The organism is uncultured Shimia sp., from assembly GCF_947498095.1.
GTDB lineage: Bacteria > Pseudomonadota > Alphaproteobacteria > Rhodobacterales > Rhodobacteraceae > Shimia.
Genome location: NZ_CANMJE010000012.1, coordinates 1 through 19,333, shown reverse-complemented (window position 1 = coordinate 19,333; position 19,333 = coordinate 1). Strand labels below are relative to the sequence as shown.

Sequence of the window (19,333 nt, the reverse complement as noted above, 5' to 3'; positions counted from 1 at the left end):
CCAACCTGCGAGAGGCTTCTACCAATTGACGGTCATTTTGGGTTTGTAGACCGGTGTGCGTTGCGGATCAAACGACGTATCGAAATCGCGGTAATAGCTTTGCACCGGTCGGTGTGGATATCGCTCAATCAACAACAGATGCTCTTGAATCATCTTAGTCATGCCCGGTCCGGCCCAGATCCCGTTGCGCGCCTCATTCGGGAACCGTTCTGCCGGGTCGTGGTAGATATTGAACACCTCATAAAAGTGAAAGTCCGGATTGCGCGGCTTCAGGTTCAGCTTGACCTGATCCTTGCGAACGGCCTCCAGTTTGGTGCGGTTGTAATGAAACACGTAATCGCGCCGCCCCTTGCCTTCGCCCAGCAGGAACAACCCACTCTGGTCGACGCCATCAATCACCCGGTCCCCCGGCACTTCTGACATCACCCCGGCAACGCCGGCCCACGTGGTAAAGAAGTCGGTGATCTGGATGAGATCCAACGGATCCTGACCGGGGTCGATCATGCCCGGCCACCAAGCAATCGCTGGCACCCTGATGCCACCTTCGCGGGTCTCACCCTTGCCGCCCTGCAGCAGGGAATAGCCGCCGTGCGGATGCACTGTGTACATTGGCCCATTGTCCGAACTCCAGACCACCAGTGTGTTCTCGGCGATGCCAAGATCGGTGAGCGTTTTCAGCACCCGGCCAACGTTATAGTCATGCTCCACCATCTGGGCAGCTGTGTTGGTCTCTGCAGGTGTGTCACGAAAGTCCGGATGAGCGCCCCAGAAGTGGTTGCCCTTACCCCAGAAGTTCACAAAGAACGGCTGATCGCTGTCGGCGCGCTGGGTGATAAACTCTATGACATGATCCGCCACCTCGGTGTCATAGGTGTTGTACTTTTCCATCGAGTATTCATAGACCAGTTGCGGCTCTTCGCCTTTCTTGGCCCGCATCACCCCACCGGTGTCATAGGGGAACCCCTCGGACCCCGGAGAATGCATCAACGTGCGCTGAGTGAAGCCACCAATGTCGTCATCTTTCAAGGCATTCTTGTTATTGACCCACCACGGCGGGGTGCCTTCTGACCACTCGGCCTCGTCAAACCCTTGTTCGGTAGGGTGGTTGCCCTCGTCATCTCCCAGATGCCACTTGCCCAAAAGCCGGTGTAGTACCCCGCGTCCGACAATAGCTCGGCGATCGTCACCTCGCCGCAATGCAACCCACTGCCGGTCTCGCCAGGGAGCGTGATGTTGTAGACACCGTTGCGGATCGGGTGCCGTCCGGTCAGAACCGCCCCGCGCGAGGGCGAGCATTCGATCTCGGAATAAAAGGACAGGAACCGCATGCATTCCTCGGCCATCTGGTCCAGACTGTTGGTCGGCGCAACACGGATCTTGCCGCCGCCATAGCTGCTCAGTTCCGTGTACCCGACGTCGTCGGCCATAATGTAGACGATGTTTGGTTTTTTGCCGAACCGCGCCTCAAGCGCAGCCAGCTTTTCGCGAACCGAGTCATCATCCGCCACCCAGGCTTCTTTGAATTCCTGTTCCATCCGAACAAACTCGGCATCATGTATGATCTGAGTTTCCGCCTGCACAGGCGCTGTAACGGCAAACGCTGCGCCAAGGGTGAAACTGCCAAATAGGAAGTGTTTGCTCATCGGTAAATCCTCTTTCGGTGGACAATGCAGCTAGCAAATGTCATGACTTTTGGGGAGCGCACTTGCAGGCCACACAATGCATCCCCTCCAGCCTAGGCCCGCTGCGACTTGCGTCGTTATCGAAAATCCGCAAAAATCGGACGAACCCGAGATCATCGCGAGAGGTCTCAAACCACTATGCGCGCGCCGTTTCAGGAAATTGATGAGATGACACAGGCCCTTCAGGCCTGGGACGCGGAATAATCGCCCTTATCCAAAGCCAATTGCGCTGAAGATGTGGCCTCATTTGTCCAGACCATCGATGGCAACCTGCACTACATGTACTCTGAGTTTGCTTTTGCGCTTTCCATGATCGGCTCACCGCCTGAGGGACTTGTGACTTTCAACATGATGGAGCCGACGGTGCCGCGCTATTGGGTGCGCGGACATGATGTGGACAGCAACTGTTGCTGGGTTTTTCCGGTTGGCCGAGAACTGCGCAGCTTTTCCAGCCCGGGCTCGCAGGTCCACACGCTTTCTGTCTCGCAAGACTTTATCGCTCGTGTTTCCGAGACGCTCGAGCTTGATCTGAAACCCGACACCCAATGGCACGAGACCTTTGCCCTTCCTTCAACCGTGGCCGACCAGGCGATCTGGCGGATGCGCCTTTTGCAATCAGCGCCTCCGGGTCGCTTTGCCGAACTAGCACGGCAGATTCTGTACCAACTCTTGCCCTTTTGGCTTGGGGCGGCCCGGCGCACGCCCCTGAAACGCCCGTCGATGCGGGCGCGCGATATAGCCATCCTCAAAGGTCTGACGTTCCTTTCCGACTGCGATCTGGCAACGGCCGACCTCAGTGATTTGCGTGCCGAAAGCCACGTCAGTGAACGCACACTTCAATACGCGTTTCGCGAGCGGTTCAGTATGTCCCCTGCAGCTTTGCTCAAACGTAACAAGCTTGCCTCTGTGAGGGCCATTCTACGTCGCTCCGAAGCAGGGCGATGCACTGTAGGGGACATCGCGAGCGAGCACGGATTTTGGCATTTGGGGCAGTTCTCGCAAGATTACCTAAGTCTCTATGACGAACGTCCTTCGGAAACATTGGCAGCCTGTGCGACCTGAACCAAGTCTTCTCGGCTAAAGTGTCCAATGGGCTTTGGACCACAAGAAAGATGCGAGTTTGTTAGCCAAAAATAATGTCCAAAACGGACAATTCTTGATTTTGGGGATGTACAAAACGGGACAATCAGCGGAAGTCCGGTTGCGAGCGCAAAATTGCATCGGGCTCTTGAATTGATGCGATTTCGGGGGTAGACGACACCCTAATTCTGGAGATGGCGTGCGGCGATTCGAGTTGCGCGCCGATTTTTTGTTCCGGAGAGCTGCATTTCGATGCGCTGAAACTGATGGAAATTTCGACCCTCGGGTCGCTGAGTGACGGGAAGAACGATCTAATGGCAAAACGGTGGTACTCGGTCAGTGTTCTATCGAACTTCGAAAAGAAGGTCGCTGAACAAATCCGTGTCTCTGCAGAAGAAAAAGGCCTGGAAGATCAGATCGACGAAGTTCTGGTTCCGACCGAAGAAGTGATCGAAGTGCGCCGTGGCAAGAAAGTGACCACCGAGCGCCGCTTTATGCCGGGCTATGTGCTTGTGCATATGGAGATGAGCGATCAGGGCTATCACCTGATCAACTCGATTAACCGCGTCACCGGTTTCCTGGGTCCGCAGGGTCGCCCGATGCCGATGCGCGATGCGGAAGTGAACGGCATCCTCAACCGCGTTCAGGAAGGCGAAGATGCGCCGAAACTGATGATCTCGTTTGAGATCGGTGAGAAAGTCAAAGTCAACGACGGTCCGTTTGAGGACTTTGATGGCATGGTCGAAGAAGTTGATGAAGAAAATCAACGTCTGAAAGTGACCGTTTCGATTTTTGGCCGGGAAACCCCGGTCGAACTGGAATACACGCAGGTCAACAAACAGACCTGATGTATCGGGCGCTGAACGGCGCCCAACCCGAGTGGGAGGCGAGCGCATCGCGATGCGCGGACTGTACCACACAACTGAGAGCTTTCGGGTCGCGTCCCGAAAGTGTTGGAAAGAAGGAGAGGCCAAATGGCCAAGAAACTTGCTGGCACGATGAAGCTGCAGATCCCTGCAGGTCAAGCCAACCCCTCGCCACCCGTGGGTCCTGCCCTGGGTCAGCGCGGCATCAACATCATGGAATTCTGCAAGGCGTTCAACGCCAAGACGCAGGACATGGAGCCCGGTGCGCCGTGCCCGACCGTGATCACCTATTACCAGGACAAATCGTTCGCGATGGACATCAAGACGCCACCCGCGTCTTACTACCTGAAAAAGGCCGCTGGCCTGAAATCGGCAGCCAACACCCCTGGTCGTGAGACTGTTGGGTCGGTGACTCCCGCACAGGTAAAAGAAATTGCCGAAGCGAAAATGAAAGACCTGAGCGCAAACGACATCGAGGCTGCCATGCAGATCATCGTTGGATCCGCGCGCTCTATGGGCATCGAGGTGAAGTAATGGCGAAACTTGGTAAACGTACTGTCGCAGCGCGTGAAGCGGCTGCAGGCAAGAGCAACCTGAGCGTTGAAGAAGCTGTTGCTCTGGTCAAAGGCAATGCCACTGCGAAATTCGATGAGACTGTTGAAATCGCTGTATGTCTGGGTGTTGACCCACGTCACGCGGACCAGATGGTTCGTGGTGTTGTTGGCCTGCCCAACGGCACCGGCAAAACCGTTCGTGTTGCTGTGTTCGCCCGTGGCCCCAAAGCCGAAGAGGCTCAGGCCGCTGGTGCAGACATCGTTGGCGCCGAAGACCTGATGGAAACCGTTCAAGGCGGCACCATCGAGTTTGATCGCTGCATTGCAACCCCGGACATGATGCCTGTCGTTGGCCGTCTGGGTAAGGTCCTCGGACCGCGCAACCTGATGCCGAACCCTAAAGTTGGCACCGTGACCATGGACGTCAAAGCCGCCGTTGAAGCCGCCAAGGGCGGTGAGGTTCAGTTCAAAGCCGAGAAAGCTGGCGTGGTTCACGCAGGCGTTGGCAAAGCGTCCTTCGACGAAGGCAAGCTGGTTGAAAACGTCCGTGCCTTTATGGCCGCCGTTCTGAAAGCCAAGCCTACAGGTGCCAAAGGCGCTTACGTCCAGAAGATCGCCCTGAGCTCGACCATGGGCCCAGGCGTGACCATCGACGTCGACAACGCCGCCGCGCAATAAACCGCGACTTGGTTCAAAGACTTAGGGGCGTCCCTTTCGGGGCGCCCTTTTTCTTTGGGTTAATGGCGGTTATGCGGACAAAGGGTGAGTTCGCTATACCCAGCCTTCCAAATCGCCAGCCCTTGCGGGCGGTCTGGCGATTACGCGGCGGCCTGCGGCCTTGACTCCGCGCAAGGGTACAACTCCGCTTCCTCATCAAACCCGGTGATAAGGCGCTCCGGCCAAAATCGACGCCGCGCGGTAAAGCTGTTCCGACAGCATCACGCGGGCCAACATGTGGGGCCAGACCATCTTGCCAAATGACAACTTGGCGTCGGCTTGTGCGCGCAAAGTGGGGGCAATTCCGTCCGCGCCGCCGATGACAAAGGCCAGATCGCCGCGTCCGTCGTCTCGCCAGCCGCCAAGCATGTTGGCAAAGTCGGGCGAGGACATCAGCTTACCGCGCTCATCCAGCGCGCAGATTACCGCGCCTTTGGGAATGACGCCGGACAAGAGCCCAGCTTCGGTTGCCATGCCGCCGCCCTTTTTGTCCTCGACTTCGTGCACCGAGACCGGGCCAAGCCCAAGGGCCCGCCCGGTGCGGTCAAAACGTGTCAGATAATCGTCGAGGAGGTCGCGCTCGGGACCGGACCGTAACCGGCCCACGGCGCAGATATGCACACGTAACGGCATCAATATCTCCGGGCATGTCGCCCGTTGTCAGGCTCAGGCGTTGCCGCCTGGCATCCACATCTTCTCGAGCTGATAGAACTCGCGAACTTCGGGACGGAATACATGAACAATCACGTCACCGGTGTCGATCAGCACCCAGTCACCAGTATCCTTGCCTTCGATCTTGGACAGGCGACCAAATTCGGATTTCAGCCGATCCACCAGCTTTTCCGAAATTGAGATCACCTGACGGGAAGACCGGCCTGTGCAGATCACCATGGCATCGCCAATAGCGGAAATGCCGCGCAGGTCGATCTGCACGATGTCTTCGGCTTTGTCTTCTTCGAGTGAAGTTAAGATACGCGCCAGCAGTTCTTCGCTGGTTACGTCGGTCCGGGGCCCGTTTCCTACGGGATCGGAAGTGGCCTGAGCCACATCAGTATTCAGAGACAGAAGTCTGCCCTCCTTTCTGCGCGCCGCAAAACCCCGACGCCGGGCGTATGATCAAGATAGCATTGCGATTGGGGTTTCTCAATGACACCTCATCCGGATTTGATGACACCTGTGACATTTGCCGACGATTTGTGCTTTCTTGGTCTAATGCCTGCTGCTTTTTGATTTTGACAAGGCGTGTCGTTAACATGGCCTGGACGGGCCAGCCCGTGCGGGGACAATCACGACAGGATGCAGGCATGACGATTATCAAAGCAATCTCGATCACGACTTTCGCATGCTTCATGGCGCTATCTTCGATGGCAGTTGCGCAAGACGGAACATGGTACGCGCCGACTTGGGGTGACGCAGGGTTCAGTGAGGACCAGCCCATCGCGTATGTAGAAGTGCCGCGTGGGTCAATTTATGTGCAGCTCAAGGCAGATGGGCTCGAGTGGAAGACCACGATTATTGTACCCAGCCAACAGCGCAACGTGCATCTGCGGAACATTCTGAAGAATGCTGATGGCAGCAGCCACACGTTGGACACCAAGTCGCTTGCAAGGGGCATTTTGCAAGATCCTCACGACTCTGGCGGGCTGATTACGACATTCTCTCTGGACCAAGAGTTTGTCGATCGCGCCAAGGCCGCGGATAGTTGGACCGTATTGGTTGGGCTTGATCGATTTGTATTTCCGATGAGTGGGTCCCGGGTTGCGCTACAGCATGTTGAAGACATCGGCCACGAGACTCTGCATGTCATCGAGCAGGAAAAGTCGGACATTGAGCAAGCCATCAACAATTGCGGCTACGCAGCAGCGCACCCCAATGATCAACAAAGCCCATTCCCCGGTGTCGCCTGGAATGACATTGACATCGCAGAGGCAGTTTCGCGCTGCGAGTGGGCCCGAGAAACACTGCCTGAAAGCCCTCAGGTCGCCTATTGGCTGGGACGCGCCTATGACAAAGCGCAGGACCAAAGGTCTCGCGATGCTCTTATGGCCGCGGCTGAGGGCGGGTATTTCATCGCCTACAACCACCTTGGGGTCCTGTCTCGGGATGGAGAGTATGGCCCAGTGGACATTGCCGATGCAAAATTGATGTTCCGCAAAGGTGCTGAAGGCGGCAATTACTTGTCGCAGTACAACCTGGCCCGTCTATTGCAAGAGCACGAAGGTGAAACCGCCCGCGCAGAGGCTTTGGAGAATTTGGAATCCTCGGCCCTCGCCGATTACACGCATGCCCAAGTCCTGTTAGCGCAGTGGTATCGCGATGGCACGATGTCTGACCCCGATCCCATTTCCGCCATAGACCTCTTCGGGATGGCCATTGAAACTGGATCATCAATGGCAGCCTATGAACTTGCCGAGATTTACCGCGACGGCAATGGGGTCGACCCCGATCCGCGCGCCTATTTACGATACCTAAAAGTGGCCGCCGAGATGGGCCACAGCGAAGCCCGCAAAGAATTGGGTGAAGACTAGGACGAAGCCGGCGTTTCCGGATCTTCCAGCATGCGCAATTCGCGCTGCGGGAAGGGAATTGAGATGTCATGTTCCTGAAAGGCGTCCCAGAGGGCGAGGTACACATTGCCCCGAATATTGGTGAGGCCCCCCGTTGGGTCCTGAATCCAGAACCGCAGGATATAATCCACGGAACTGTCTCCGAACCCGACGATGTGGCACACCGGCGTGTTCGGATAGGTCAGCACGCGATTGACACTCTTGGCCGCATCAACCGCAATTCTACGTACCTTGTGCGGGTCGTCCCCGTAGGCGGTGCCAAAGAAGATATCGAGCCGCACGAATGAGTTTGTGTGCGACCAGTTCACCACCTGATTGGTGATGAGGTCTTCGTTGGGGATCAGGAATTCCTTGCCGTCTCGGGTGACAACACTGACGTACCGCGCGCCAAGAGAGTTGATCCAACCGAAAGTATCCCCAAGCGAAATCACATCACCGGGCTTGATCGACTTGTCGAGCAGAATGATGACGCCAGACACGAGGTTCGACACCACCTTTTGCAGACCAAACCCAAGGCCGACACCAATGAACCCCGACAAGACCGCCAATCCACGCAGGTCAAACCCGAGCGTGCGCAGCCCCACAATGAAAGCCAAACCATAAAGAAAGACCTGCAGGATCTTGATGAACAACACCTGCATGGTCGGCGAGACTGCGTCGTTGTCGCGAATGGTCGTCGCGGTCTTTCTCGACAGGAACCTGACAACGGCAATGGTAATGCCGAGCATGACGATCGCCTTGGCCGCCAGCCAGACGGAAATGCGTGCATCCCCCAGTTCAATCGCGGCACTGTCCAGCAATTGCATGGTTTCTTCGGACAACCCGAGGATGGAGACGGTCACCCAAATCCACGCGCCATACCGTAAGACCGAACGCAAGAACGCGTTATTCACAAGACGCAAAACTACCACAACCACCAGCCAGGCCGTCGAGAGATTGGCAAGGACGGCGAGGATGTATGACCGGCTGGGCCACGTCACACCACGCATGATCCAGACCGTCAACCAAATCAGAACAACGAAAATGATCAGCGCCAAACGACGATGCGTTGTGACCAGATAGCGATAGCGCCACTTTGGCCAGCCTTCGCGCTCTTTCATCCACTCGTACATGCGGGGTTTCAGAACTTGCGCGAGGATCAGCGAGATAGCCAAAACGCCCAAGGCAATCGCGATCTGGTAGGCATTCCAAGGCCGCACGAGACCTTCGGCAAAGCTTAAGAACTGCTCCCATAGGCTTAGCACGATCTCTTGAGTATCCGGAGCGGGCGCCTCAGCAGCAGTGCCTTCGATCGTCTCGAGCGTCGTAGTCGTTTCGTCCGCCTGGGTCGTTTCTTCTGTCATACTCGCCTTCCAACTGTCTTGCAGCGTGACATGGCCTGACCTTGTAGGACAAGTGATTTCACCGCCATTTCCCTTGCGAGACTCGCTCAGCCGGTATATCTGACCCTTCATGACACGGATTTTCGACATGGATGACCGCGCGCGTCTGCGCGAACGCTTCTACGGCGAAGCCCGTTCGGTGCTTGCCCGCCTATAAGGCGTGCCCATTCCTGTCACTTTTCACATATGACCATCCAAGGGAGAGGACCTATGTCCCCCAAGACACTCTATGACAAAATCTGGGACGCACATGTGGCGCACGAAGCTGATGACGGCACCTGCCTGTTGTACATCGACCGCCACCTCGTTCACGAAGTGACCAGCCCTCAAGCGTTCGAAGGCCTGCGCATGGCGGGTCGCAATGTGCGTGCGCCGGAAAAGACCATTGCTGTGCCGGATCACAACGTTCCGACCACTGCGGGCCGCGAGGACCCGTCGCAAATGACCGAGGACAGCCGCGTTCAGGTGGCCGCGCTCGACACCAATGCCAAGGAATTCGGCATCCATTACTATCCGATGAACGATGTACGTCAGGGCATCGTGCATATAGTTGGCCCCGAACAGGGCTGGACCCTGCCCGGCATGACCGTTGTCTGCGGCGACAGCCACACTGCCACCCACGGCGCCTTTGGCGCGCTGGCGCATGGCATCGGCACCTCGGAAGTGGAGCATGTTCTGGCGACGCAAACGCTGATCCAGAAGAAATCCAAGAATATGAAGGTTGAGATCACCGGCAAACTGAAGCCAGGTGTGACCGCCAAGGACATCACGCTGGCCGTAATCGGTGAAACCGGAACGGCCGGTGGCACCGGCTATGTCATCGAATACTGCGGTGAAGCGATCCGGGATCTGTCGATGGAAGGTCGTATGACCGTTTGCAACATGGCCATCGAAGGCGGCGCACGCGCCGGTCTGATCGCACCGGATGAGAAGACGTTCCAATACTGCATGGGCCGTCCTCACGCACCAAAAGGCGCCGCATGGGAGCAAGCCGTCGAATACTGGAAAACCTTGTTCACCGACGAAGGCGCGCCCTTTGACAAAGTGGTTACTCTGAAAGGTGAAGACATCCAGCCGGTCGTGACTTGGGGAACCTCTCCCGAAGACGTGCTGCCCATCACCGGTGTCGTACCAAACCCCGAAGATTTCGAAGGCGGTAAGGTCGAAGCGGCACGCCGTTCGATCGAATACATGGGCCTGACACCCGGTCAGAAATTGACCGACATCGAAATTGACACGGTCTTTATCGGCTCTTGCACCAACGGCCGTATCGAAGATTTCCGCGCCGTGGCCGAAGTGGTCAAAGGCAAAAAGATCAAGGACGGCATGCGTGCCATGATCGTGCCGGGTTCGGGTCTTGTCCGGGCACAGGCCGAAGAAGAAGGTCTGGCCGACATCTTCAAAGAGGCCGGGTTTGAATGGCGCCTTGCGGGCTGTTCGATGTGTCTGGCGATGAACCCAGATCAGTTGTCGGAAGGCGAGCGTTGCGCGGCAACCTCGAACCGCAACTTCGAGGGTCGTCAGGGCTATAAGGGCCGCACCCATCTGGTGTCCCCCGCCATGGCCGCCGCTGCCGCACTGACCGGCAAGCTGACTGACATTCGTGATTTGATCTAAGGAGCCCGAGACATGGAAAAGTTTACAATACTCCAAGGCATCGCGGCACCTATGCCGCTGGTGAATATCGACACCGACATGATCATCCCCAAGGTGTTTCTGAAGTCGATCAAACGGACCGGCTTTGGGGCGAACTTGTTTGATGAGATGCGGTTCAACCGCGACGGCACTGAGATTGGCGATTTCGTGCTGAACAAACCACAGTATCGCGAGGCTGAAATTCTAGTCGCAGGCGACAACTTTGGGTGTGGCTCCAGCCGCGAGCATGCGCCTTGGGCGATTGCCGACTTCGGCATCAAGTGCATCGTGTCGACGTCGTTCGCTGACATCTTTTTCAACAACTGCTTCAAGAACGGCATTCTGCCGGTGGTTCTGCCACAAGAGCAGGTTGATCTGCTGATGGCAGATGCTGAAAAAGGCGCAAACGCCCGCATGACGGTTGATCTGGAAGCGCAGGAAATCACCACGTCCGAAGGCGACGTGATCTCGTTCGAAGTGGACGCGTTCAAAAAGCACTGCTTGCTGAATGGTCTGGATGACATTGGCCTGACCATGGAAAAAGCCAAAGCCATCGACACATTCGAAGCACAAGCCGCCACCGCTCGCCCCTGGGCCTGAGGCCCAATTAAGGCAAGAATATGACGGGCCGCCCCATTTGGGCGGCCCGTTTTCCTTTGGCGCCAGCATCAATTTTTGAAAACTCTCAGACGCAGTTTTTCTGCGTTTCGCAGCTCTAATCACCACAATATCTAGTAGCCCATTGGACTCGCTGTCTTTTTTCTGTGCCAAATTGGTGCAAAGGCGCACCACTTACCCCGCTAATCACCCGAAATCCGGACAAGCCAAAACAAATCCTTGAGACCTTGAGCGAAACTGGGCAGGATTAAGGCAACAATGAGGCAAACCCTGCCAAAGTAGGCGGGATCAAGTTGGAACAAGCTCGCGGCAACGTATCGCGACAGTCCAGGTTGAAGGGAAAGAGGCAGTGGTCGGAAAATTCGCAAGCGCTTTGACTCGCGCACTTCTGGTGGCGTTGCTGATGTCGACGCCCGCTTTAATTCTTCCGAATGTGAGTACGGATGCAATTCACATTGTAATTCTGTTTGCGCTGTTCGCAGGCAGCTTGGTGTTTATTGAGTATCTGTCGACCTATCCCAGCATTGTTGAGTTTCGCTATGCGCCGCCGTTCAATCGGCTGCGGTTTCTTGCGATATTCCTGTGTGTTCTGACCCTGTCGGTGATTGCGCGCGGACGGTACGAGCCAAATGCACTGACCTCGTTCCTCTATACATTGGGCTTTATCGTCGGCGACTGGATTGATTTCCCCTACTCGCCTGTCCGCCTGATGGTCATCATGTTGCCCGACAATGCATCCGAGTCACTGGTGTTGGCCGTGCGGACAGCGTCGGGCATGGCCTATCTGATTTCCCTCGCGACGCTGACCTTGTTCTTTTTCTATGTGCGTATTCTGGGCTGGCCTGCCCGAAACGGCGCTTTCAACGTCTGGGTGAACTTGCCCCTGTTTGACCCGACAGCAGGTGGAGATGTGCTGCCACGACTGCAGCGCGACGGTCGTCTTAACATTGCGTTAGGGTTTCTGATGCCATTCTTGATCCCAGCGATCATCCAGATGATGTCGGACCTAATTGATCCGATCTATCTGGACGATCCGATGACACTGATCTGGACGATTAGCGCATGGGCCTTTATTCCCGCGAGCCTGATCATGCGTGGCATGGCAATGACCAGGGTGGCAGAAATGATCGACGAAAACCGCCGTCGCGCCTATGCCGCTGCACAGGCCGTGCACGCCATCTGATCCTTGCATGTATTGCGGTGGCCTTGACCGCCGCGCCACTCTTGGCAGACACGCTCCGCATCGCCAGTTTCAACGTTGAGATGCATCGTAAAGGACCTGGCCTGATGTTGCGCGACATCCTGCGCGGCGACCCTCAGGCCCGGGCCGTGGCAGAGATCATCGCCAGCAACGCGCCGGACATCCTGCTCCTGCAGAAAGTCGACTATGACGCGGATTTGCTGGGAATGCGTGCCCTGCGCGATGTGATCGCCGAGGCTGGTTTTCTCTACCCCCATGTGTTCGCGCTGCGTCCCAACACCGGGATGGCGACCGGGCTTGATCTGGATGGTGATGGCAGGACCGGGCGCGCGTCGGATGCCCAAGGATTTGGGTTCTTTGCCGGTCAGCGTGGTATGGTGCTGATGTCGCGCTGGCCTGTCATTACGGACCAAGTTCAGGATTTCTCCGCACTTTTGTGGCGTGATCTGCCATGGGCGACATTGCCAACAGTCGACGGAAAGCCATTTCCGTCAGAACAGGCGCAGACGGTGCAGAGGTTGTCCTCAACCGGGCATTGGATCGTCCCGATCGCCGTCCCAAACGCCCCACCGGTGACAGTCATGGCGTTCAGTGCCACGACGCCGGTGTTTGATGGGCCCGAGGATCGCAACGGGTTGCGCAACGCGGATGAAATCCGGCTGTGGCTGCAGGTGTTGAACGGTGCACTTGGAACGCCGCCGCACTCACGTTTCTTTATCCTTGGCACGGCCAATCTGGACCCGGACAAGGGACAGGGTCGCCATGCCGCAATACGTGACCTGCTGTCCCACCCCACGCTGCAAGACCCAAAGCCGCAATCGGCAACAGGCGGCCTTAACACCGCTGATTGGTCCGAGCCAACACCCGGCGACATGCGGGTCGACTATGTTTTGCCCTCGACAGACTGGACCGTCACCGAGTCTGGCGTGGTCTGGCCCGACACCAATGCAGAGATCATCGCAAGCCGTCACCGGCTGGTCTGGGTGGACGTCGACACTGGCACCGACGAGGGCTTTTGATCCTGCCATGAAATGGCGCGCCGGAGGGCGGTGTGCACTGGAGTGACTTCAAACTCGGGCAGAAGGTCATCAAACCGCTCGCTGCCAAGTTCATGGGGCGTGTTCCAGAGATACCGCATTTCCAGCAAGCAAGCGGCCAGTTTCCAGAACGGCGACATGATGCGGAAGGGCAGCCAATTAACCTGTTTCAGGCGAAGATCGCGACCGGCGATTTCTGAAAGCGCATCGCGCATCTGCTGGCCACTCAGCGTGTAACCGGGGAATGGGATGTCCTCGAACCGGTTCAACTTATCTCTTTGTTCCGCCAAGAGCACGGCTGCGCGCGTAAGATCAGGCAGATAGGCCCAGGCATGCGGTATGTCGGTCCGACCGGGATACCGGAACACCCCCTTGGGCAAAGGTTTAGCGAGGATCATGTCAAACCAGTTTCCAGACTCTCGCGTGTCTAGGAAATCACCGGCCCTCAGGATGATCGTGCGTACGTTGCTATCGCGATAGGCGGCTTCCAGATCTATTCGAATGCGACCCAGAGGATTTCTGGCCAGATGCGGCGTCGATGAATGCCAGACGGCTTCGTTATCGGGGCCATAAACATAGACATTACCCGGAATGATAACCGTCGCATCGACGGTACGCGCGGCTTCAATCACCTGCGCGTGCAGACGTGGCACTTGTTTGGCCCAGTCAGGATAGGGCGGGTTCCAGGCGTTAACGATAACCTGCACGCCGTGCACGGCCTCACGCAGGGTATCTTTCTGACGGTCGAAATGACGAACCTGCCACCCGGCCTGTTTGAAAGCGAGGCTGGCGTTATGGCCAAAACGGCCCGAGGCGCCGAGGATGAGAACAGTCTGTGTCATGCGAATAGTCCTTTGATGCGTGCTCACCCCCAACATAGGCCTGCTCCTTATGAATAGGTATTTTCTAAATTCACAGATGTGCTATTCATTCATGAATGGATAAATCGCTCGCATCCATGGACTGGTCGCTGATCCAATCCTTTCTGGCCGTGGCCGACACTGGGTCCTTGTCGGGTGCCGCGCGGCAGTTGGGCGCGTCGCAACCTACATTGGGAAGGCACATCAAGTCCTTGGAGGAAGCTTTGAACGTAGAGCTGTTTCAGCGTCATGCGCGGGGGTTTGAGCTGACCTCCCTAGGGCGCGAGATACAGGCCCATGCTCAACGCATGGCCGAAGCGATGGCTGGTCTGTCGCTGGCGGCGGCCGGGGGTGAAACACGGCTTGAGGGGGACGTGCGGATCGCGACAAGCGTCTTTATGGCCCATCACGTGATGCCTGCCATCATTGCAGATATCCGCCGCACCGAACCGGCCATTCGGATTGACCTTGTGCCGTCGGACAGTTCGGAAAACCTGTTGTTTCGCGAGGCAGACATAGCTGTGCGCATGTATCGCCCCGAGCAGCTGGACATGGTGACCAGGCATTTGGGCGACATCACACTGGGGATGTTTGGCGCCCGTGCCTACCTTGATCGCAAGGGCGCCCCCCACGGAGCCGGCGATCTGCAAAAGCATGACATCGTGGGGTATGACAGCAATGACGACATCATTCGCGAGATGCGCGCCATGGGCATTCCGGCAAGCCGCGACTGGTTCGCCGTGCGCTGTGACAACCAGAGCGCCTATTGGGAGCTGGTGCGCGCAGGCTGCGGGCTGGGGTTTTGCCAGACCAATATCGCCGATGAAGATCCAGACATGATCCAAGTACCACTGGATTTCCCTCTTCCGATATTGCCAGTTTGGCTGACCGCACATGAGGCCCTGCGGCACACACCCCGGATCGCGCGGGTCTGGGAGTTGTTGGATCAAGGGTTGCGGCCCTTCGTTTCTTGATCTTTCCGCCTTGTGCCTTTAGGGCAATCGCAAAGAGATTCATCAAGGACAGACACCCATGAGCAACCCCTCGCTTCTTATCCTTCCCGGCGACGGCATCGGCGCCGAAGTCATGGCCGAAGTACGCCGCATTATCGACTGGTACGGCGACAAGCGCGGCCTGAAATTTGACGTGAGCGAAGACCTCGTGGGCGGCGCGGCTTATGACGCGCATGGCGTGCCGTTGCATGACGACACCATGGCCAAGGCACAAGAAGTCGACGCGGTTCTTCTGGGCGCCGTGGGTGGTCCGAAATACGACGATCTGGATTTCTCGGTTAAGCCCGAGCGCGGTCTCTTGCGCCTGCGCAAGGAAATGGACCTGTTTGCCAACCTGCGGCCGGCACAGTGCTTTGACGCGCTGGCGGATTTCTCGTCACTGAAGACCGACATCGTTTCGGGCCTCGACATCATGATCGTACGCGAATTGACCTCGGGCGTTTACTTCGGCGAGCCCCGCGGCATCTTCGAAGAGGGCAACGAGCGTGTCGGAATCAACACCCAGCGCTATACCGAGAGCGAGATTGAGCGTGGCGCGCGCGCGGCGTTTGAGTTGGCGATGAAACGCGACAAGCGTCTGTGTTCGATGGAAAAGGCCAACGTGATGGAGTCGGGCATCCTGTGGCGTGAGGTCGTCACCGAGGTGTCGAAAGACTATCCCGAGGTGGAACTGAGCCATATGTACGCCGACAATGGCGCGATGCAGCTGGTGCGTGCACCTAAACAGTTTGACGTGATTTATACCGATAACCTGTTCGGAGACATCCTGTCGGATTGTGCTGCGATGTTGACCGGGTCCTTGGGCATGCTGCCCTCGGCCAGCCTTGGCGCGCCAATGGAAAACGGCCGCCCCAAAGCGATGTACGAACCGGTACATGGCTCGGCGCCGGACATCACCGGTCAGGGCAAAGCCAACCCAACGGCCTGTATCCTGAGCTTTGCCATGGCACTGCGCTATTCCTTTGACGAAGGTGCCGAAGCCGATCGTCTGGAAACAGCGATCGAGAAGGTGCTGGCCGATGGCGTGCGCACTGCGGATCTGATGCAGGCCGATGGCGGTACACCAGTTTCGACATCGGAAATGGGCGACGCCATTCTGGCCGCACTGTACGCGAGCCTCTAAGGGCGAACCATTTCAAAGTGATTTTGCAGAAAGGCGCGGGCAACCGCGCCTTTTTTCTTGAAAACACCGCGGCCTTGAGGTCCAAAGAGGCAACAGCACACATCTAACCACAGGCCCCTGATATGAGCTTGAAAGCCATCCTTCTTGGTTTGGCGGGATTTGCCCTTTTTTCGACCCATGACGTGATTGTGCGGCATTTGGGGGGCACCTATTCGCCTGTACAGATCCTGTTTTTCACCAGCTTGATGTCTTTTCCGTTGGTCACGCTGATGCTGGTGCGCGATCCAACGCAGGGCAATCTACGCCCGGTCCATCCATGGTGGATTGCACTTAGATCCTTGGTGATGGCGCTCGGGGGGATGAGCGGGTTTTACGCGGTCTCGACCTTGCCGCTGGCTCAGGCCTACGCGATCTTCTTCACCATTCCACTGCTCATTACCTTGCTGGCAATCCCGATCCTTGGAGAAAAGGTTGGCCTGCATCGCGCGGGTGCCGTGTTGGTCGGTCTTGCGGGGGTGGTCGTGGTGGTACGCCCCGGCAATGCCGAGCTTGAGCTTGGTCATCTCGCGGCATTCTGCGCCGTGGTCTGTGCCTCTACCCAATCGGTGATTGCCCGCAAGATTGGCCAGGAAGAACGCCGTGTGGTGATGTTGTTGTTTCCTCTGGCAGCCACTTTCCTGGTGATGGCGGGCGGCTTGAGCTTTGTCTATGTGCCCGTACAGCTTGTTGACCTTGCCGCTATGGGCTGCATCGCCGTTCTGGGTTTTCTGGCAGCCTTTTGTCTGGTTGGTGCCTATACGGTGGGCGAAGCAGCCATCGTCGCACCGATGCAGTACTCGCAGATTATCTGGGCGATCATCTACGGGTCGCTGTTGTTCGGTGAAACCATTGACAAACAGACACTTATTGGCGCCGGAATTATCATCGTGAGTGGGCTTTACATTGTGATACGCGAGGCCTCGGGCGGAACTTCGACCACCACACCAGTGCTACGAAACCGCACCCGCGCCTTCTCACCTGGAGCCTTCCGCGTGTCCGTCGCGCTACGCCGAAAACCAGCCCGAAAGGGTCTTGCAAAATCTGAGGATGGACCGTAGGACCCGCGACACGGTCGGAGTGTAGCTCAGCCTGGTAGAGCACTGTCTTCGGGAGGCAGGGGCCGGAGGTTCGAATCCTCTCACTCCGACCAATCTTCAAGAATTTGGATAAGCTTTTAGGTGCATATCTGGTGGCTCAGGGCACGCGGTATTGTTGGCCGCCGACAGATATTCCTCAGCCCAAGCCTAGCCGTTCGAACTGTTCTTTGGGGGACTCTGCGTCCCGCATCAACGCCTGCATCAGGCCTTGCATATGCGTCTCAAGCGCCGGGTCATTCAATTCTGACTTTTGCTGTGGATCTGCCTGTGTATCCCAGAGCATGGTGTCGAATTGACGGTCGCGTGCGACCCAGGTGACGTTCTGGATCTTCATGGTTCGCGCGCCCTTCATGAAGGGAAACGGCGACGACAGCGTCATGTCAGCAAAGTCCTGGACGGCGAAGGCACTGCGCATGTGGGTGGGCATCAGCGTGTATTGATAGAGCGGCTGATTGTCCTCATGTGCCGGCGCGCGCATGTAGACGTATCGCCCGTCCGTCACGTTCACATGGGCCCCGTGCATGCCAAAGATCGCGGCATCCCGCACCGGCGTATCCTGGGCAATCACGCCTGCCAGATCCTGTCCAATCATGTCTTTCGTTGGTTTGAGACCAAAGAAATTGAGAAGTGTCGGAGCGAGATCTATGGAAGGTTGGACCAGCGATTTGCGTCGCTCTCCCCGGGCGCCGGACCTTGGGTCCCAGATGAAAAACGGCGTATTGGCGATCTCTTGATACATGGGAATCGACATCTTCCCCCACCAGTCATGCTCGCCCAGAAGGAACCCGTGGTCGGTCCAGACGATCAACATCGTGTCGTCCCACATCTCTTTGGCGTCCATCATGTCCATGACTTTGCCAAGGTACTCGTCACACATGCTGACCAGCGCTGCGTATTCCACCCTCAGATGTTTGTTCTCTTTTTCACTGCCCGTTGTGCGCGCATACATCGGCCAGTCGAACATCGGCCCGTCGTAAGCCTCGTAATGCTCTTTGTAGAGATCTTTGTAGCGGTCGAGCGTGTAGAAGGGTTCGTGCGGATCAAAGGTCTCGATATGCAGCATCCAATTGTCATGCTCGGCATTCTTTTCGATGAACTTCAACCCATCCTTGAAGCATCGCGCCTGCGGTTGGTTTTCCTCCACGTTCATAAAGCCGCGGTTGACCCAGTCTTGTCGGGTCAGATAGCGCAGCCGCTGCATCGAGGCGTTGCTTTCTTCCGGAAACGCCTTGCGATAGGCCTCAAACACCTCAGGCTCAGAGTAGATGCCGTTTTTGCCAAAGGCGCCCTTGGGAATGCCCGGTTCATTGAGATCGCCAATCCACGGATCGCCCTCTTGCCCGCGCCAATAGGCCCAAGTGGTGTAATGGGTGTGATAGTTCAGCCCGCCATCTTCAAAGTAGTGGTTGTGATCGGTGGTCAGATGCGTGTGTACGCCCGCCTCGCTCAGCATCTTGGGCATCGAGTCATCAAACGGCTCAAGCGGCCCCCAACTGCGGTGCAGGAAGTTCGGCCGCCCCGTGTGCCAGTCGCGCCGCGCCGGCATGCAGGGCATGGAACAGACGTAAGAGGTGTCAAACGTCACAGACCGATCTGCCAGCCGCTGGAAGTTCGGCGCATGTACCCAGTCGTTGCCATAACACGGCAGAAAATGCCGGCTGAGCGTGTCAAACATCACAACAATGGCTTTCATAAACCCGCACCTTCTTGAAACGCTCAACCTGAAACAATAAGCTTTCAAGACCGTCCCATATTTGGCGAAATACGCAAACTATTTTTGAGTGGGTGAGCCTCCCCATCTGAATGGGTCCACCGTTAAGGTTAGGAAACGGAGGACTAAGAATGGCAAACAAGCGACTGAA

Annotated in this window: 20 protein-coding genes and 1 tRNA gene; 13 read left to right on the top strand and 8 right to left on the bottom strand. The window is 56.9% G+C overall.

The features are described 5' to 3' along the window. Positions 1-18 precede the first annotated feature (18 nt). Positions 19-1,140 carry a sulfatase-like hydrolase/transferase gene (locus tag Q0932_RS16980; protein WP_299355818.1) on the bottom strand — a complete coding sequence of 374 codons (1,122 nt, stop codon included), beginning with the start codon at positions 1,138-1,140 and terminating at the stop codon, positions 19-21. Continuing rightward, complete coding sequence (locus Q0932_RS16975) at positions 1,023-1,643, bottom strand: sulfatase-like hydrolase/transferase (protein WP_299355816.1); 621 nt, start codon at positions 1,641-1,643, stop codon at positions 1,023-1,025. The genes Q0932_RS16980 and Q0932_RS16975 overlap by 118 nt, the downstream gene beginning before the upstream one ends. Before the next feature lie 276 nt (positions 1,644-1,919). Here Q0932_RS16975 and Q0932_RS16970 point away from each other — a divergent pair, with 276 nt between their 5' ends. From Q0932_RS16970 to rplA, 4 genes are all read left to right on the top strand, one after another. Further along, entirely contained in the window at positions 1,920-2,744 is an 825-nt protein-coding gene (locus tag Q0932_RS16970) for a helix-turn-helix domain-containing protein (RefSeq protein WP_299355814.1), read from the top strand. 332 nt (positions 2,745-3,076) lie between these two features. Then, positions 3,077-3,610: a transcription termination/antitermination protein NusG gene (gene nusG, locus Q0932_RS16965; protein ID WP_299355924.1), complete on the top strand. Its 534-nt coding sequence runs from the start codon at positions 3,077-3,079 to the stop codon at positions 3,608-3,610. A 126-nt stretch (positions 3,611-3,736) separates the two neighbouring features. After that, complete coding sequence (gene rplK / locus Q0932_RS16960) at positions 3,737-4,162, top strand: 50S ribosomal protein L11 (protein WP_299355812.1); 426 nt, start codon at positions 3,737-3,739, stop codon at positions 4,160-4,162. Continuing rightward, positions 4,162-4,860 (top strand): 50S ribosomal protein L1, encoded by a 699-nt coding sequence (rplA, locus tag Q0932_RS16955; protein ID WP_299355810.1) that lies wholly within the window; start codon positions 4,162-4,164, stop codon positions 4,858-4,860. The genes rplK and rplA overlap by 1 nt, the downstream gene beginning before the upstream one ends. Positions 4,861-5,055: 195 nt before the next feature. Here the strand turns inward: rplA and rlmH are convergent, their stop codons facing one another. Beyond that, entirely contained in the window at positions 5,056-5,532 is a 477-nt protein-coding gene (gene rlmH / locus Q0932_RS16950) for a 23S rRNA (pseudouridine(1915)-N(3))-methyltransferase RlmH (RefSeq protein ID WP_299355808.1), read from the bottom strand. A gap of 33 nt (positions 5,533-5,565) precedes the next feature. Further along, entirely contained in the window at positions 5,566-5,946 is a 381-nt protein-coding gene (gene rsfS, locus Q0932_RS16945) for a ribosome silencing factor (protein WP_299355806.1), read from the bottom strand. A 257-nt stretch (positions 5,947-6,203) separates the two neighbouring features. On the opposite strand from rsfS, the gene Q0932_RS16940 reads away from it, so the two are divergent. Further along, positions 6,204-7,427: a tetratricopeptide repeat protein gene (locus tag Q0932_RS16940; protein ID WP_299355805.1), complete on the top strand. Its 1,224-nt coding sequence runs from the start codon at positions 6,204-6,206 to the stop codon at positions 7,425-7,427. Here Q0932_RS16940 and Q0932_RS16935 read toward each other — a convergent pair. Beyond that, positions 7,424-8,809: a mechanosensitive ion channel domain-containing protein gene (locus Q0932_RS16935; protein WP_299355803.1), complete on the bottom strand. Its 1,386-nt coding sequence runs from the start codon at positions 8,807-8,809 to the stop codon at positions 7,424-7,426. The genes Q0932_RS16940 and Q0932_RS16935 overlap by 4 nt on opposite strands. 249 nt (positions 8,810-9,058) lie before the next feature. On the opposite strand from Q0932_RS16935, the gene leuC reads away from it, so the two are divergent. The 4 genes from leuC to Q0932_RS16915 all read left to right on the top strand — a co-directional run bounded on the left by leuC (position 9,059) and on the right by Q0932_RS16915 (position 13,321). Further along, on the top strand, positions 9,059-10,465 hold the full coding sequence (gene leuC / locus Q0932_RS16930; RefSeq protein ID WP_299355801.1) for a 3-isopropylmalate dehydratase large subunit: 1,407 nt from the start codon (positions 9,059-9,061) through the stop codon (positions 10,463-10,465). 12 nt (positions 10,466-10,477) lie between these two features. Next, on the top strand, positions 10,478-11,083 hold the full coding sequence (gene leuD / locus Q0932_RS16925) for a 3-isopropylmalate dehydratase small subunit (protein ID WP_299355799.1): 606 nt from the start codon (positions 10,478-10,480) through the stop codon (positions 11,081-11,083). 367 nt (positions 11,084-11,450) lie between these two features. Continuing rightward, a complete protein-coding gene (locus tag Q0932_RS16920) occupies positions 11,451-12,284 on the top strand; it encodes a hypothetical protein (RefSeq protein ID WP_299355797.1) in 834 nt (277 codons plus the stop codon). 17 nt (positions 12,285-12,301) lie between these two features. Beyond that, on the top strand, positions 12,302-13,321 hold the full coding sequence (locus Q0932_RS16915) for an endonuclease/exonuclease/phosphatase family protein (RefSeq protein ID WP_366141425.1): 1,020 nt from the start codon (positions 12,302-12,304) through the stop codon (positions 13,319-13,321). Here the strand turns inward: Q0932_RS16915 and Q0932_RS16910 are convergent. Next, positions 13,270-14,181: an epimerase gene (locus Q0932_RS16910; RefSeq protein WP_299355794.1), complete on the bottom strand. Its 912-nt coding sequence runs from the start codon at positions 14,179-14,181 to the stop codon at positions 13,270-13,272. The genes Q0932_RS16915 and Q0932_RS16910 overlap by 52 nt on opposite strands. 95 nt (positions 14,182-14,276) lie before the next feature. On the opposite strand from Q0932_RS16910, the gene Q0932_RS16905 reads away from it, so the two are divergent. The 4 genes from Q0932_RS16905 (at position 14,277) to Q0932_RS16890 (ending at position 17,524) form a co-directional block, all read left to right on the top strand. Continuing rightward, on the top strand, positions 14,277-15,173 hold the full coding sequence (locus Q0932_RS16905) for a LysR family transcriptional regulator (RefSeq protein ID WP_299355793.1): 897 nt from the start codon (positions 14,277-14,279) through the stop codon (positions 15,171-15,173). A 58-nt stretch (positions 15,174-15,231) separates the two neighbouring features. Continuing rightward, on the top strand, positions 15,232-16,335 hold the full coding sequence (gene leuB / locus Q0932_RS16900; RefSeq protein WP_299355791.1) for a 3-isopropylmalate dehydrogenase: 1,104 nt from the start codon (positions 15,232-15,234) through the stop codon (positions 16,333-16,335). 122 nt (positions 16,336-16,457) lie between these two features. Beyond that, positions 16,458-17,432, top strand: a complete 975-nt coding sequence (locus Q0932_RS16895; protein WP_299355789.1) for a DMT family transporter — start codon at positions 16,458-16,460, stop codon at positions 17,430-17,432. Between the two features lie 15 nt (positions 17,433-17,447). After that, a tRNA-Pro gene (locus tag Q0932_RS16890) sits at positions 17,448-17,524 on the top strand. 83 nt (positions 17,525-17,607) lie between these two features. Here Q0932_RS16890 and Q0932_RS16885 read toward each other — a convergent pair. Both Q0932_RS16885 and Q0932_RS16880 read right to left on the bottom strand, forming a co-directional pair. After that, entirely contained in the window at positions 17,608-19,164 is a 1,557-nt protein-coding gene (locus Q0932_RS16885; RefSeq protein WP_299355787.1) for a sulfatase, read from the bottom strand. Continuing rightward, positions 19,139-19,333, bottom strand: a 195-nt coding sequence (locus Q0932_RS16880) for a hypothetical protein (RefSeq protein WP_299355785.1), incomplete at its 5' end; no start/stop codon positions are given. The genes Q0932_RS16880 and Q0932_RS16885, both read right to left, overlap by 26 nt.